Raw genomic sequence first — 14517 nt, forward strand, 5'->3', positions numbered from 1 at the left:
GATGTTCGAAGCCTTCGCAGTTCGCCTGCGCGCACTCCAGTGCGCGGCGACGCCATGCATCTTCCTTCTTGAATTCTGCCCGAGCAATGTGCGAGCGACGACTCCGTGCTCAGCGCGCGGCGCGTGCCGGGCGCAGCTGGGGCTCCAGCAGGCCCGGCGTCGTGTCTTGCGCGTCGTGCAACTGGCCATGGAGGTCGTGCTGAACCAGCAGTTGCCGGGCTCGCTGCCAAGCCGACAGGCGTGCAGGCGGCACGGAGATGTAGGACGCCAGGGCAAACAGCGACGAATGCTCCTGGTCTGCCGGCGCTTCGCGCCGATGCTGCATCCGCCGCAGCGGTGCGATCGCCAGCATCGAGGCGAGGATCGCGCCGATGACGATGGCGTACAGGCCCAGCAGATGCAGGACCTCGGGTTGCGAGCGTGCGCCGAGCACATAGGGCCAGGCGTACCAGATGGCGCAGAACCAGATCCCGACGTTGACCGCCGGGCGCACGACGCGCAGCCACAGGTACATGGCGAGGGTTCGCTGGGGCGACCGGCCGGTGCCGAACGCGCGCAGCGGAATGCGCGCGGCGTCGATGATCGGTTCCTCTCCCGCGGGCTGGCCCCAGGAGCGGCGCCGCACGGGCGGAGTGGTATCGGTATCGGTGGCTTGAAGGGGAAGGTTGGATTCAGGGTGCATTGGAAATTCCTCGGTCAGGGCTTGTCCACACCGCGCGCTTGCCGCGACGGCGTAGAAGGGCTTTGGGCAAGGCGACCACGGTGGCCGCCATGGTGATGGTCCAGAAGGCGATCGGGTACCAGATCGTTCCGACGAAATAGCGCATCAGGTCTCGGTCGTAGCGACGGTCGATCCACAGGCTCAGCAGCATCTGCAGGATGCAGGTCATGGCGAGCAAGGTGCCTTGCCAGTGCGGCAGCAGGGCCGAATGCCACGGCGACGCTGCCGGCAGGAAGGGCCGCAGAAAGCCGATGATCAGCACGAGCGCCATGGCATAGGCCCATAGCACGCTGGTCATGTACTCCGCGTAGATCAGCCACATCCGCCAGTGCCGCGGCCGCAGGATGCGCGTGGTGTAGCGCAGCATCGTCTGAATGCCACCGAGGGCCCAGCGCTCGCGCTGCCTCCAGAGGCCCCTGAGCGTCTCGGGCATCAGGATCCAGCACAGCGCGCGGGGCTCGAAGCGCAGCTGCCAGCCGCCGAGCTGGAGCTTCCAGCTCATGTCGATATCCTCGGTCATCACGTCGGGGCTCCAGAAGCCCACGTCGATCACGGCGCGGCGGCGGAACATCGCAATCACGCCCGAGACGGTGAACAAGGTGCCCACCAGCTGCTGCGAGCGCTTGATGAGGCCGATGATCGAAGAGAACTCGCCGACCTGCATGCGTCCGAGCAGCGAGGTTCGGGTGCGGATGCGCGGATTGCCGGTCACCGCGCCGATGCGCTCGGAGTTCAACATCGGCTTGAGCATCCACGCGATGGCATCAGCATCCACCAGCGCGTCGCCATCGATGCCAAGGAGGTACTCGCCGCGCGCGAGCTGGCACGCGGTGTTCAGACCCACGGCCTTGCCCTGGTTGCTTGCGTTGTGGATCACGCGCAGCCGGCTGTACTCCATCGTCATGGCGTCGAGCAGCTCGCCGGTGCCGTCGGTGCTGCCGTCGTTGACGGCGATCACCTCGAAGTTCGGATAGCGCGTACGCATCAGCTGCTCGATCACCTCGCGCAGGTGCGGCGCCTCGTTGAAGCAGGGCACCACCACGGTGACCAGGGGCAGCGACGGAAGCGTCCCGAGCGGATCGATGTCCACGTCCCGCTGGCGCTCGAAGAACCAGGCGTGCGACAGGCCACCTGCCATCCACACATACGCCATGAAGAAGGGGTAGTAGAAGACGAAGCCGAACAGCAGCGATGGCAGCGCCTGCGAAAGGGCCTGGAGGGTGTTCATGGCGAGCGGCTTTCCGGCGCAGCGGCGGCTGCAGGTGTCGTTGCGGGGATCGGCAGCGCGCGCCAAAGCAGGTTGCGCACCGAGATCGCGCGGCGCACGACCTCCAGCGAAGGCTGGTTGTGGAGGAAGTCGTCGGGGTAGTACCCCAGGTGCCGCACGCCCATGCGATGCAGCAGTTCCCATTGGCGCGCCAGTTCGTCGTCGGCCACCGGTTTGCCGGTGCGCCAGTCGCGTGCCTGCAGTTCGAAGACGGTGCCGTCCAGGCCGCGCGGTGTGCCGGCCACGCGGCGCGCAAGACGCGCAAGCCAGGCTTGCGCATCGTCCTCGCGCTCCATGCGGGGCATGGCCATCAATGCCACGTAGTCGTAGGCGGCGAGCGAAGCCTCGTAGCTCTGCGCGAACCATTGCTCCGCCGCCGGGTCGAGCACCGGCCGCGCATAGAGGTTGCGCGCGGTTTCGAGGCCCGCCCGCCAGGCACCTGTGCGCGCGGCGAGCTCCTTGGTGAATTCCGTCAGGTACCGCGTCTTGGCGCCGGTCCAGCGCGCCATCAACGCCGGGTCGGCCCTGATGGCAGCCACGTCGGCCGGCAGGCCCCAGCGGCCATACGCGGCGAGGGCAAGTGGGCTTGCGTCCTCGTCGTCCGCGAGCGTGGCGTCGTCGTGGAACAGCAGGCCCTCGAAGAAGGCGTGACGGCCCAGGTCTTCATAGATGTCGCCGACAAGCGCGCGCACTGCCGGGTCGAAGGGCGACAGCCGGTGATAGCGGTCCGCGGGTGTGCCGCCGTCCGCGGTACGCACCGTATGCGTCGCCAACGGGTTGGACGCCGGCAGGCGAAACGCCATGACCGGCATCCATGCGTAGACCTTCACGCCGGTGCGGCTGCGCAGCTGCCAGGCCGCGCGCCCGAAGAGGTCGGAGCGCATCGGCAGCTGGCGGTTCGGAAAGTAGAGCGCATCGGCAACGCCGTCACCGTCGGAATCGGCGTAGGCCTGCAGGAACACGGAGCGCGGCCTTACCGCCGCCACGCGTTCGATCAATGCCGAGAGGTTGCGTTCCTGCTGCGCCGGATCGGGGTCGTAGACGTAGTCCAGATCCACATGCATGACCCGGTTGACTGGCCGCAGTTCGCCGCCGACCGGGCTGCGCAGCAGCCGGGCGTACTCGGTTGCTTCGTTGTCGTAGGCCACCAGCGCGCGGCGAATCCGGGAGAGGGGCACCGAGGGGTCGTTCGGCCCGTCGTCCAGCGTGAAGGTGATCGGCAATCCCGCGCGCCCGGCGGCCTTCAGCGAAGCGGCGTTGTAGGCGCCATAGGGCCACACCATTGCGCGCACCTTGGCGCCGGTGCGTGCTTCGATGATCTCGCGGCTGCGGCGCAGGTCGGACTCGACGCGCTGCATGTAGGCCGCGTCGTCCTCGTAGCGGCCCAGGGCCGGGTCGTAGCGGTGGGTGGCGGCCGACGGCAGCATGTTGCCTTGCGGATTGGCCCGCACCCCGGTATGCAGGGCATCGCTGTGGCTCGCCAGCTCGACCAGGCCGGAGCGCGCCATTTCGGCGGCTTCGCTCCAGCGCAGGAAGTCGCCGCGGGGCACGGGCTTGTCGCCGTAAGCGACGTTGCCGCCTTCCGGCACCTCAAGCCAGCTCGTCACCAACGCCAGCAGCGCCGGGTACTTGAAGCGCTGCAGCAGCGGGAAGACCTTGGTGTAGGCGCTGCGATAGCCGTCGTCGAAGGTCAGCAGCACGGGTCTTGAAGGCAGGGGCTTGCCGCCGGCGCGCGCGTCGATCACCTGCTGCAGGCTGACCGGGTGGTAGTCGTTGTGCTGAAGCCAGGCGAACACCTCGGCCAGCGTGCGCTCGTCGATGGCGGTTTCGTCGGGTGAATTCTCGAAGCTCGCCCGCACGTTGCCCCGCACGTCGTGAAAGGAGAGCACGCGAAAACTCACGCCGTCGTCGGCATCGGGAGGCGGCAGCGGCTGCGCGGGGCTGGCGGATGCAAGACCCAACAACAGCCAGGCAACGGCAACGCGCAGGAGAGGGAAGAGGTGGGTTCGCATCACGGCAGGGGCATCGAAAGATTCATGAAGACGCTGCGCTGTCGTTCGCGCACACCGTCGTAGGAGTGGCTGGAAATGCCCAGCCCGTATCGCAGGGTCAACTTCGGGCCCAGGTTCCATTTGTGTTCGTAGCGCAGGCTCCACAGCGGGCCGGCGCCGAAGCCGGCCTGGTGATAGCGGCCGGCGCCGACCTCGATGGCCTGGAAGAACTGCCGGTCGTCGCTTTTCCAGTTGAGCCATTGCGCGCGCACCGTCAGTTGCGCGCTGGCGTCGCTCGACGGGCTGAAGTACGGCACCTCCTGTTGCCGGCTGCGGCTGGTCTCGGCGCCGAGCCGTGTTTCGAGCTGGAAGCGCGGTGTGCTCACCCAGCGTTCGCGCCAGGTGAAGTCGAGGCCGTTGCGCAGATTTCCGTCGCTGAAATCGAGCCGCCGCCATTGCAGATCGAAGTGGCGGGCCTCGTTCACGACATGGCTCACGGCGACGCCGGTTTCGCGCGCGCCGATGCCGGCGACGCGGGCCTTCCATGGCAGATCCTTGCTGTCGCCATCGAAGTTGGCCGAGAGCCGCCATGCGTCTGCGGCGCGGTAGTCGACGCGCCCGGCCACGCTGGTTCGGTACGGCCCGGTGTTCGAACGCTGCACGGCGCTCTCGGTCAGCCAGCGCCCGCGCTGCCAGCTCAGGCCGATGCCGCTGCGCGCCCAGCGGGCATTGCCGAGAGAGGTGTCCCCGCGCCCCAGCGATTGGTCGTAGAAGATGCGCCATTCGTCGTCGAGCAGCCCCGAACTGAGCCGACTGTCGACGCGCCATTCACGGTCTGCAATGGCGCCGCCGCCTGTCGATCCTTCGGCATCGACATCGAGCCGTGGACCCGTGGTGGCGCGGCGCGTGCGGCCCAGCTCGCGCACCTGGGCCGTGTCGGAGGCATCCGCTTCGAGCGACTCGGCGCGCCGGCGGGCCTCGGCGAACTCGCCCGCGTCGAGCAGCGCTTCGACGTGGCCGGCACGCGCGCCGATGTCGTGGGGTTGATCGGCGGCGAGCGCGTCGAAGCGCGCGAGCGCTGCTTCAGGATGGTCGCGCAGCCGTTCGGCGATGCCCGCACCGGCGGCAAATTCGGCATTGAGCGGCGCTTCGCCGGTCAGCAGCGCGAAACGCCGCTGTGCGAGCGCGTGCCGGTCGCCGTAGAGCAGCAACATGCCGCGCATGCCGTTCATGTCCGTGTACTGGTCGTTGGGCCGTCCGGCTTCGGGCGCGAGCCGCATCAGGGCCGGCGTGGCGGATTCGATTCGCGTCAGCAGCGCTTCGGCTTCTTCGAAGCGGCCGGTGTCGAGGTAGGCGTAGGCCAGCCCCAGGTAGATCGGGTCGGGCACGGGCAGGTTCGCGTCTCCCATCGCGACAGCCGCTTCGTACAACGGCACGGCCTCGGCAGAGCGGCGTTCTTCCGCGAACGCGCGGCCTGCGGCACCGAATGCGTATGACGGCAGGGCCGCCCCATTGGCGCGCAGCATCTCGTACAGCGCAATCGCATCGGCAGCGCGGCCTCGCTCGACCAGTGCCAGGAGGCGATCGCACTGCAGGCGCAGGCGAAGCGAACGCCATGCGTCGGCGTCGGCAGGCTCGGCGCGCAGCGCCGATGCCTCGAGCCGGGCCAGCGCGGCTTCCTGCTGCGCCAACACACGATCAAGCGCGACCACCCGCGAGGCGCCGATCAGTTCGTCGCGTTCGCGCACAGCCCAGCGCAATTGCTGGGCCAGCGCCTGTTGCTGCAGCGTGGACAACGCCAGTGCGGAGAAAGTGCCAGGGTGCGCGCGCTCCGCCATTTCGGCTTCCTGGAAGGCGGCCGATGCCGCACCGCTCGACGCCAGCAGAAGTTCGGCCTCGCGTTGCGCATCGCGTCTTGCGGGCTGCAGCATGGCGACCTGTCTGTATGCGGAGATCGCCTGGAGCGCATGGCCTTCGACACGCGACAAGGTCGCACTCAACTCGAGCAACGCCACCCGATCGGCGGTTTCCGTCGGCGCGGGTTCGGCAAGCGCCCGGTACATCTCCCGCGCACCGGCGGTGTCGCCGCTGTCGAGCCGCCAGAATCCTTCATGAATGCGCGCGTCCCGCGCCGCGGGCAGGCGCGCCCGCCAGACGGCAATGGTCTCGCCTTGCAGCACAAGGTCCTGCGTGCGACGCGCTGCCACGGCGAGCGGACCGAGCGCGTAGTCGCGCAATCTCGCTGGCGACCGCTCGCGGCCAAGCGCCGTCGCTTCGGCGAATTGGCCGTCGTCGACCGCGATCGAGATCGCATCGGAAACCGCGCGTTGGCGCGCGGCATCGTCGAGCGGCATCGCGAGCCAGGCTTTCAATTGCTTCAGCGCCTGTGCCGCCGTGATGCGGCCGGCACGTTGTTCGGCAATCAGCGCGTCGTGTTGCTGCGAGTCATGGGACACCACGCGGCGCTCGGCCGCGGCCGGCGGGCGCGTGACGCCTGGATCGGCCGCCGCCGCCGAAGCGCCGAACGCCAGCACGCAAACTATGGGTGGTAGGCCCCGCACCGCCTGTGCGAGGTAATGAGGCAACGAGTTGGGCTGCGCCGAATTGCGCGCGGCCACGACTCTGCCTCCATCGATCTTGTGGATTGGCACTCTGCTCCCTTGGATGGCACTTCTGCGTGGCTGATGGCCGGGGCAGAAGCGAACATTCCGGCACCAACATGCCTACCGAAAAGTTCGTAAGATCGGACTCTAGGGCGTTTTGTTAACAAAAGGCCCAATTCAGTTAAAGATGTTGCCGGAGCGTGAACAGGTGCGCGAAACGGCAGCGCGTAGGACAGCCCGCTCGGGCAATGACTTATGAATAAGTAATCTCGTGAGGATGAAATGGAACTCCCCGCTCCATTCCCACAAGCTTGACCCTGACGCAGTCCCCGCTCATGCCAGTGATGATTCCGCTGACGCCGCGTATTTCGACCAAGCCGCCGCGGCGTGCGGGTACGGAAAATTTCTGCCGGATGCAAGCGAGCATGTCGTTCTTCTTAAGGGCCATGAGTGTCTAGGTGAGCGAAAAAAACCCAGCAAGCAGCTGGGTGCAAGTCTCGGTGCGGTGGTGCACCCAGGTCCCGCACAGAGCGCGAGCGAACTTAAGTTATCGCCTCGCACCAGCCCAAGTTGTGGGACAAGAGCCTGCTTCCTTGTGCTCGCATCAAACGCCACCTGGCGGCCGGATGGTGAGCGTAGGGCTTGTTTCCACATGCGAGCCTGGGCCCGCGCCCGGGTCTTTGAATCAAGGCCTCGCGGCAGGTTGCGATGCCGGATTGAATGAGCGCTTTTGAGAGAGCCGAAGGACGGCATCGGGCCCGAGGACTAAACCGCTCGCGCGGTAGCCCGCCGCACAGTCTGTGATTTAACAAGCATCGCGCCCCTGTCTATGTTGGGAACCGAGGCAATCGGCCTCGTTCTTCGACAGGAGCACGATCATGATCCCTTCGACACCGACAATTTGCCCGCTGCGCCAGCGTTTGCTCGACGACATGCGTATGCGCAAGCTCGTCCCCAAGACGCAATCGGCCTACGTCCGCGCCGTGCGCTACCTCGCGAGCTTCCTCCAACGCTCCCCCGACACGGCCTCTGCCGAGGATCTGCGGCGTTTCCAGCTGCACCTGGTCGACCGGGGCGTCTCGCCGATCACGCTCAACGCCACCATCACCGGCCTGAAGTTCTTCTTCGACGTCACGCTCAATCGCGGCGAACTGGTCGAGCGGATGAACTACGTGCATGTGCCGCAGAAGCTGCCGATGGTGCTCAACCGCGCGGTCCATGACGCCGCCGAAGCGGCCAAGATCGACAAGCGCGTCACCATGCATACGCTGCGCCACAGCTTTGCCACGCACCTGCTGGAGCAGAAGGTAGACATCCGCGTGATCCAGGTGATGCCCGGCCACAAGAAGCTGGAGACCACGTCGGTCTACACGCACGTGGCCACCGAAGTCCTGCGCGAGGTCGTCAGCCCGCTCGAGAAGCTGCAGCCCGCATAGAGCATCTCCATGGCGCACTGCGCCCTGGAAGTCGCCGACATCTTCCGCACCCACGGTCCCGACTGGCGCAACGCGCAGCGCGGTCACCTGAGCCTGGGCCAGCTCAAGGTCATGTCGGCCATCGAACAGTGCCGCAGCGCGGCGCTGGGGGGACACGTGTTGCGTTGCGAAGCCTGCGGGCAAGATCAGATCGCCTACAACTCGTGCCGCAACCGGCATTGCCCGAAGTGCCAGGCCGCTGCAGCACGGCGTTGGCTGGACGCGCGCCAAGCCGATCTGCTGCCGGTGGACTACTACCACGTCGTCTTCACCTTGCCAGCGCCGATCAGTGCCATCGCCTACTACAACAAGGCCGAGATCTACGCCTTGCTGTTCGATGCGGCCGCCGAGACCCTGTTGACCATCGCAGCCGCTCCCAAGCACCTTGGTGCAAGCATCGGCGCGACCTTTGTGCTGCACACCTGGGGATCGGCACTGACGCATCATCCGCATGTGCACGGTATCGTGCCGGGCGGAGGTCTGTCGCCGGATGGCGGGCGCTGGATCGCCTGCAAGCCCGGCTTCTTCCTGTCCGTGCGCGTGCCGGATGGCTTCCATCGCATCCGACACTACGGGCTTCTGGCCAACGGCAATCGCGCGGCCAGCCTGTCGCGCATCCGGGAACTGCTGGGGCAAGAAGCTGACGCGGTCGCGCAAATCGCGAGCCTGGATGCCGAGCCTTGCCATCCTCAACCGACCTTCGTCTGCATGCGCTGCGGCGCTGCGATGATCGTCTTGCTGACGTTGGCTCGCGGGCAGCCGATCCGTGCGCCGCCACCACAGGTCCGGGCACCATGACGACGCAGCTGCTCAGCCAATCTTTGACCCTTCTTGCTGTCGGGCCGATGAGAGGAAGTCTGGTCTTCGAGTCCTGTGATGCCCTTCGTCGACCGTCCTGGCGTCAAGCGACGCAAACGACAGCCTTGAATTGCTGCGCTTCGGCAACGCCATGGCAGGCGTCCCCGGGCTCCGCATCGGAGCCAGCTCGGGCCGAGCGTCCCGAATCCCCATAGGCCCGTAGCCTTCCCAGTCCGCAGCAGAGCATTCCGCGGTTTCCTCCTTAGAGGCTTGTCCAACACCTGCCCTCAGGCCGTTGTCGTGCGTGGGCTCGTGGTGTTGCACGGGCAGGTGTCGGACAACCCTTAACCGAAGCTGTCTTACGCACTTCCTGAAACCAGACGTTCAGAGAGCCCGCATCATCAATCGCCAGACGTCTCAGGCTTCAGGGTTGCCGACAGGCGATTAACGACCTCGCCTACAGCAAGGCCTTCGCCGGAGCCCTCACGAAAGACGGCGCAACTCGCCGTGTCAACACCGTAGGCGCTGCGGTAGACGGCCACTACGCTGCCCGGCCCAGCTCCGGTGTGTCCGCACAAGGTCAGACCCGTATCCATCACGCCCTGCATCAGGCCGAGGCCATATCCCGGCGAAGTCCAAGGGCGCCCAGGAAGAGGTCCGCCGAGGGTGCGTGCTGCTTGCATCTCCTGCAGCAGCGAATCAGGCAGGAGGTGTCCAGCCAGCAGGCGGTCTAGAAAAAGGGCAGCGTCCGAGAGAGGGCCGACAAGCAAACCGTGATAAACCCATCCGGGGTCATAAGTGGATGCGCCCCCCAGACACACGCCGTCCAAGTCAGCTCGCGTCTTTGCGGCGCGAACTCGCAACAAGCCCAGCGGCGCCAACGCTTGTTGCATCAGCGCTTCCTCAAGCGCGAGTCCTGTCACACGTTCGACAAGTCTCGCTACGTACATGTAGCCGACGTTCGAATACCGCCAACCGATTCCAGGCGCATAACGCAACCTCGTAGCATCGAGGCATTGCACCATTTCATCCGCCGGCCAGGGTGCCTCGCCGCGAGCAACGGCAGCGTGGTATTCGACAAGCTCGCCATAGTCAGCCAGCCCGGCTTCATGTCTCAGCAGCTGACGCAGCGTGAACGGACCTTCAAGGACTGCGTCATCGAGTCGAACCAACCCATCACGCACCAGTGACAGGGACACTGCCGATAGCACTGCCTTCGTAAAGCTCCACCAGGGAACCACCGCATCGTGCTCTCCGTGCTGCACTGGCGAACCGTTTGATACGAGGGAGAAAAACGTTGAAGAGTGCACTGGACGGGGAATCAGGTTGGCGCATCGAAGGTCCGTTCCTGGCCGTATTCTGCCTTTTGCGGCCGACTTCGAATGCGCGTCGGCAAAGTCAACGGCCACTGTTCAGCCATAGCGAACTATGTTGAAGCCTTCCTCCGCCCCAGGCGGGACGAAATGGCTGGTGATTTGATCGAACTCCGCATCGGTTGTTTGGAACGGGTGTTCGCCTGAAAGGTTACGAGCACGCAGGCGCGCCTTGCAAACTTCGTCGGGAACCTCCAGGTAGTGCAGGCGATGCGCTGCTTCAGCTTTCTCGAAGATGCTTCGGGCCCAACTTCTTGTAGTGGGGGTGTTCGAGGGGAAGTCGAGTACGACGGACGTGCCGGCTGCGAGCAGTGCCGCGATGTGGCCCGACATCGCTTCGCGCAATCTGCCGGCACAGCGCACGTAGTCCGCGAGAGCTTGAATCTCGTTCGGGTAAAGGCGTGCGAGCCAATCGTCCTCGCTGATGAGAACCACCTTCGGCTGCGCTGCGAGGTGCTTGGTGAGCGTCGACTTGCCGGAAGCGATCTTCCCGCAGACTATATGCAGGACCCCTGGCGAGGAAGAAGCGGCGGCAGTCCGCGAGGTTTCGGTTTCGAGCATTCCAATCTCCGGTAACTCTGAGGAGCCCCAGGAGACAGAAAAAACCCGCCTCACGGGGCGGGTTGCTTGGCTACTCAGGCCGCGAGCTAACCCACCATCCTTCGGATGGTGCGAATAATGGACGCGAATTGCGAGCAAGCCATGAAGAGCAAGGATAGCGGGTTCCAGAGGTCTCGGCAATCCGTTCGCGTGGGACGCCTATGCACCGAGGTCAGGCCAGAGGTTCGATCCGTACTTCCGCTCTTGGCCGCGAGGAGGCATTTTGGTGATTGTCTTCATGCCGCGAGCTCAGCTGTGCTGAACGAAAGTTGTGAACGCGTCCTTCGCCGGGTCATGGAAAACATACACCGCCGCCTCATCATGAAAGTAGTCGGCGACAGGAAACTGCCCCAAGAAGACCAAAGGGCCAGCATCTCCGATAGGCCACGCTGGAGACTGCAACCAGCGCGGGGGCTGCTTGGCGTACTTAAACAGCTCCAAGATTCTCTGACGCAGCCATACCTTTCTCTGTTTGGAAGGTAGGCATGGCGCAGCATCGAGTAACGAGGCAAGGAACTTGACGTCCGCGTCGAGCCAGCGGGGCTGGGCATCGACCAGCAGCGCATATTCCGCCGTTGCGGCCCCGGCCAGCGCTGTCTTCACTCCGTGCTTCTGGAGCAACGAAACCAATACGTCCTGTGCGTTGAGCACGTGGCTTGGGTCGCTCAAGTCGAGTCCGATCAGGTAGTGGAATAGCGTTGTTCCCGTTTGGCAAAACCGAGGCGCGCTCTCTGCCGAGAGCAACGTTTCAATGTCTGGATCGTTGTAGAGCTGTTGCTCGAACTCAGGCACCAGGGTTTTGCCAGAGGCGAAGTCGCTCAGTCGTTGCAGGGCTTCAGTTGACGGAGGCATTCTCGGAGGCTTCTAGATTGGCATGCGCCGCGAACGACCGGTCTCGCGGGACTGGTGGTAATTGGCTGAATGACTGCATGTGGCCGACTGTAGCCTCTTGATGACACCTGAGCTTTGGGCCCCGTGCGGTTATACGACCGGTCATCCCGGAGAGCCGCTTCGCGGTGCAACTGCGGACGTTCATCGATTCACTACGCACTCCGACGGGGCAAGACCTTTGGTTGGCGGAACAGGGCGAGGGGTGACTTACTCTCGACGAACTGGCAATGCCATAGACAGATAGTCCACCTGGCGCCCGTCCATACGGAAGCAGTCTCGAATGAGTCCGGTCTCCGTAAACCCCGCTCGCTTATAAAGCCTGACGGCCGCCCCGTTGGACGCGATTACTTGCAGGTCGATCCACTCCATCTGCTGATCGGCTTTCGCCCATTCGATTGCGACGTCTAGTAGGCGCTGTCCCATGCCCAAGTGTCGCCACTCGCGATGCACGCCCATCCCCAGCAGACACCGATGAACCATGTGAGGAGTCGGATGAGCCCTCAGGTCGACGTGGCCGACAAGCCTGTCCTTACCAGCCAAGGCGACCCAAGCCCGGCGCCATCCTGGAGTAGGAGGAACCACATCTAAGGCTCGGCGGAAGCCAACTGCTCTCTCGCCTGCAAAGTGGCAATCCGATCGAGCAATGGGCTGAAACAGAGGCTGCCCTTCGGCCCCGTTGTCGGAAATGTGATCGTTCAAGTACTCCGCGAATTCTGAGAAATCACGTGTTTGAAGATCGATGATGCGGGGGGTCATGGGGCGATTGTCTCGTGGACGACTGCTAATCCGAAGTCCGTTCCAGTCTAGGCCGGTCGTTGCTGCTCGATCCGCGACTGACCGGTAGTGGCCGCATTTTGCCCGACGTGGGGAGCGGCTGGCGCTGCTCCCTGATGCCGCCCCGCACCTATCGAAGCTTTGCCTGAGCGATGCTGGCTCGGCCTTCATCGGACAGCATCGGCGCGAGACTCATCAATGCATGCCACTCGCCGTCCCCGAAATTTTCGACACTCTCGGATGGTGACATGTTCGTCTCACGGCAGGCCTGCAGGGCTGTCAAGCCAATTGCAAGAAAAGCAGCCGTCATCGCGCGGCCCGCATTGCTGTTGGCCTCGTATAGCGTCGAACGGAAAGGCAAATTCGCCTCGCCATCGATGTAGTCGCAAAGCAGACGAGGGGCGACGTGGTGCCCCTTCACCCATTCCCAAGAGAGCCTTAGCCCCTGCGCCGAGAGAACTCTGTCTTCGCCGGTCAGGTCGCTAGCGTCAAGGAACAGATCGGCAATCAAAAGCCCAAGAGCAAGATTCTCTGGAAGGGTGAAATTGCAATCCATGGATAAATTCTTCTAGGAGCCTAGACCGAATGTCGGCTCTCGGCCGCATTGAGCCGACATGTCGAACAGCCACTTCTGGCCGACTGTAGACGAAGGATGTCGGCGGCGCAGGGCCCGTAGCGGCTGTTTGCCTTGGCTCCGGAGCGGGCATCCGGCGACGGCAGGACATTAGGACGAATCAGTCTTTTGATCTGCGCTGGAACAGCGGCGCCACACCACCGATAAACGGCAACAGAAAAATGGATGCCCAAGATGTTGTCTGCCCCACAGAAGTCACCCATAACAAGAAGACAAAAGTGGCTGCGCTGGCGACCCCAAGCAAAAGCGAGCAAGCGCGGAGCGGAAATCGCTTGGACAACGCTGCCCCAAGTCCAAAACCGACGACAAGTAGGAAGGTCGCAACAAAGGACAGAAGGCAAAGGATCTGGAATGCTCCGCTCTTGCCCCAGGCGTGCTCCACATGCTCCACGGAAAAAACCAAGAGGATGCTTGTCAACACGAACATGGCAAGACTACCAACTCCAAACCAAATCATTCCCATGCTTGATGCTTCGCCCACCTTTTAAAGGATCGATGCGAGTGTCTGTTTATGGCGGACTGTAGCCGGTCGCAGCCTCTGAGCTTTGGGCCCGAAGCGGCTGTACGGTCTGCTCCGAAGCAGTCCTTCAGTGATGAGCGAAGGACTAAACGCCGTGAACAAGCATCCCCCGCCGCCTTCCGAGATTCAGGTGGCGTCAGCCAAGGCGATAGCGTCAGCCCCTGCCGCGAAGCGCAGCCGCTCGGATCGGTCGTTGGCAGCCTGCCAAACCACCTCCGCCACATCCCGCTCGGTGGTAACGGCCGCCGGTTGAGCAAAGGCCGCGAAGATCGGGCCCGCGAAGGGCATGTACGCCTCCGGGATAAGGCCCTGGATGCGCGCGGCGCCGTTCTCGGCAAAGCGGGTCGTGGGGGCATACCCCGGCTCGACGAGTTTGACGCGCACATCGAAGGCCGCGAGTTCCAGGGCCACCGAGCCGGTCAGGCCGGTGATGGCGGTCTTGCTGGCCGTGTACACGCCGGCCAGCGGCATGGCCGCCAGGGTGACGCTGGAGGTCACGTTGACGATGACGCCCGAGCGGCGCTCCCGGAACTGCGGGATGACGGCCTGCATCATGGCCATGACGCCGAAGGTGTTGGTCTCGAACACCTCCCGCGTCAGCGCTATCGACGTCGCCTCGAAGGCGCCGACGACGCCGATGCCGGCGTTGTTGACGAGCACGTCGATGGGCCCGGCCGCCTCGATCGCCGCGGCAACGCTTTCGGGCTGTGTCACGTCGAGTGCCAGCAGGCGCAGCCGGTCAGACGTTGGCAACAGGTCTTCCCGTGGCGTGCGCATGGTGGCGATGACCTTCCAGCCCTGGGCGAGGAAGTGGCGCGCTGTTTCCAGCCCATAGCCCGAAGAGCATCCGGTGATCAGTACGGTTTTCAT

Annotated in this window: 13 protein-coding genes; 2 read left to right on the top strand and 11 right to left on the bottom strand. The window is 64.4% G+C overall.

Annotated elements, in window-relative coordinates; all coding sequences use genetic code 11:
- Window positions 1-109 precede the first annotated feature (109 nt).
- From ACAM55_RS26345 to pgaA, 4 genes are read right to left on the bottom strand one after another with little or no spacing between them, the layout of a single operon-like run.
- Entirely contained in the window at window positions 110-682 is a 573-nt protein-coding gene (locus ACAM55_RS26345) for a PgaD family protein (protein WP_369657208.1), read from the bottom strand.
- A complete protein-coding gene (gene pgaC, locus ACAM55_RS26350) occupies window positions 672-1949 on the bottom strand; it encodes a poly-beta-1,6-N-acetyl-D-glucosamine synthase (RefSeq protein WP_369657209.1) in 1278 nt (425 codons plus the stop codon). The genes ACAM55_RS26345 and pgaC overlap by 11 nt, the downstream gene beginning before the upstream one ends.
- On the bottom strand, window positions 1946-4000 hold the full coding sequence (gene pgaB, locus ACAM55_RS26355; protein WP_369657210.1) for a poly-beta-1,6-N-acetyl-D-glucosamine N-deacetylase PgaB: 2055 nt from the start codon (window positions 3998-4000) through the stop codon (window positions 1946-1948). Before pgaB ends, pgaC begins: the two co-directional genes overlap by 4 nt.
- Entirely contained in the window at window positions 4000-6597 is a 2598-nt protein-coding gene (gene pgaA / locus ACAM55_RS26360; protein WP_369657211.1) for a poly-beta-1,6 N-acetyl-D-glucosamine export porin PgaA, read from the bottom strand. Before pgaA ends, pgaB begins: the two co-directional genes overlap by 1 nt.
- Before the next feature lie 863 nt (window positions 6598-7460).
- Here pgaA and ACAM55_RS26365 point away from each other — a divergent pair.
- Window positions 7461-8018, top strand: a complete 558-nt coding sequence (locus ACAM55_RS26365; protein ID WP_369657212.1) for a tyrosine-type recombinase/integrase — start codon at window positions 7461-7463, stop codon at window positions 8016-8018.
- 9 nt (window positions 8019-8027) lie between these two features.
- Window positions 8028-8855 carry a transposase zinc-binding domain-containing protein gene (locus ACAM55_RS26370; protein ID WP_369657213.1) on the top strand — a complete coding sequence of 276 codons (828 nt, stop codon included), beginning with the start codon at window positions 8028-8030 and terminating at the stop codon, window positions 8853-8855.
- Window positions 8856-9256: 401 nt separating this feature from the next.
- Here the strand turns inward: ACAM55_RS26370 and ACAM55_RS26375 are convergent, their stop codons facing one another.
- The 7 genes from ACAM55_RS26375 to ACAM55_RS26405 all read right to left on the bottom strand — a co-directional run bounded on the left by ACAM55_RS26375 (window position 9257) and on the right by ACAM55_RS26405 (window position 14517).
- Entirely contained in the window at window positions 9257-10120 is an 864-nt protein-coding gene (locus ACAM55_RS26375) for a serine hydrolase domain-containing protein (RefSeq protein WP_369657482.1), read from the bottom strand.
- Between the two features lie 147 nt (window positions 10121-10267).
- Window positions 10268-10789 (bottom strand): AAA family ATPase, encoded by a 522-nt coding sequence (locus tag ACAM55_RS26380; protein ID WP_369657214.1) that lies wholly within the window; start codon window positions 10787-10789, stop codon window positions 10268-10270.
- Window positions 10790-11077: 288 nt separating this feature from the next.
- Window positions 11078-11680, bottom strand: a complete 603-nt coding sequence (locus ACAM55_RS26385; protein WP_369657215.1) for a hypothetical protein — start codon at window positions 11678-11680, stop codon at window positions 11078-11080.
- 246 nt (window positions 11681-11926) lie between these two features.
- Window positions 11927-12475: a GNAT family N-acetyltransferase gene (locus ACAM55_RS26390; protein WP_369657216.1), complete on the bottom strand. Its 549-nt coding sequence runs from the start codon at window positions 12473-12475 to the stop codon at window positions 11927-11929.
- Between the two features lie 148 nt (window positions 12476-12623).
- Window positions 12624-13049 (bottom strand): Imm6 family immunity protein, encoded by a 426-nt coding sequence (locus ACAM55_RS26395; RefSeq protein WP_369657217.1) that lies wholly within the window; start codon window positions 13047-13049, stop codon window positions 12624-12626.
- A gap of 178 nt (window positions 13050-13227) precedes the next feature.
- Complete coding sequence (locus tag ACAM55_RS26400; protein ID WP_369657218.1) at window positions 13228-13590, bottom strand: hypothetical protein; 363 nt, start codon at window positions 13588-13590, stop codon at window positions 13228-13230.
- 183 nt (window positions 13591-13773) lie between these two features.
- On the bottom strand, window positions 13774-14517 hold the full coding sequence (locus tag ACAM55_RS26405) for an SDR family oxidoreductase (RefSeq protein WP_369657219.1): 744 nt from the start codon (window positions 14515-14517) through the stop codon (window positions 13774-13776).

Origin of the sequence: Variovorax sp. V213 (assembly GCF_041154455.1) — a bacterium.
GTDB lineage: Bacteria > Pseudomonadota > Gammaproteobacteria > Burkholderiales > Burkholderiaceae_C > Variovorax.

What these genes read in the sequence shown, in the direction of transcription:
- pgaC (WP_369657209.1), bottom strand. Translation starts at nt 1,949, where the DNA reads ATGAACACCCTCCAGGCCCTTTCGCAGGCGCTGCCATCGCTGCTGTTC.
- ACAM55_RS26370 (WP_369657213.1), top strand. Translation starts at nt 8,028, where the DNA reads ATGGCGCACTGCGCCCTGGAAGTCGCCGACATCTTCCGCACCCACGGT.
- ACAM55_RS26405 (WP_369657219.1), bottom strand. Translation starts at nt 14,517, where the DNA reads ATGAAAACCGTACTGATCACCGGATGCTCTTCGGGCTATGGGCTGGAA.
- ACAM55_RS26345 (WP_369657208.1), bottom strand. Translation starts at nt 682, where the DNA reads ATGCACCCTGAATCCAACCTTCCCCTTCAAGCCACCGATACCGATACC.
- ACAM55_RS26395 (WP_369657217.1), bottom strand. Translation starts at nt 13,049, where the DNA reads ATGGATTGCAATTTCACCCTTCCAGAGAATCTTGCTCTTGGGCTTTTG.
- ACAM55_RS26380 (WP_369657214.1), bottom strand. Translation starts at nt 10,789, where the DNA reads ATGCTCGAAACCGAAACCTCGCGGACTGCCGCCGCTTCTTCCTCGCCA.
- ACAM55_RS26400 (WP_369657218.1), bottom strand. Translation starts at nt 13,590, where the DNA reads ATGGGAATGATTTGGTTTGGAGTTGGTAGTCTTGCCATGTTCGTGTTG.
- pgaB (WP_369657210.1), bottom strand. Translation starts at nt 4,000, where the DNA reads ATGCGAACCCACCTCTTCCCTCTCCTGCGCGTTGCCGTTGCCTGGCTG.
- ACAM55_RS26365 (WP_369657212.1), top strand. Translation starts at nt 7,461, where the DNA reads ATGATCCCTTCGACACCGACAATTTGCCCGCTGCGCCAGCGTTTGCTC.
- ACAM55_RS26385 (WP_369657215.1), bottom strand. Translation starts at nt 11,680, where the DNA reads ATGCCTCCGTCAACTGAAGCCCTGCAACGACTGAGCGACTTCGCCTCT.
- ACAM55_RS26390 (WP_369657216.1), bottom strand. Translation starts at nt 12,475, where the DNA reads ATGACCCCCCGCATCATCGATCTTCAAACACGTGATTTCTCAGAATTC.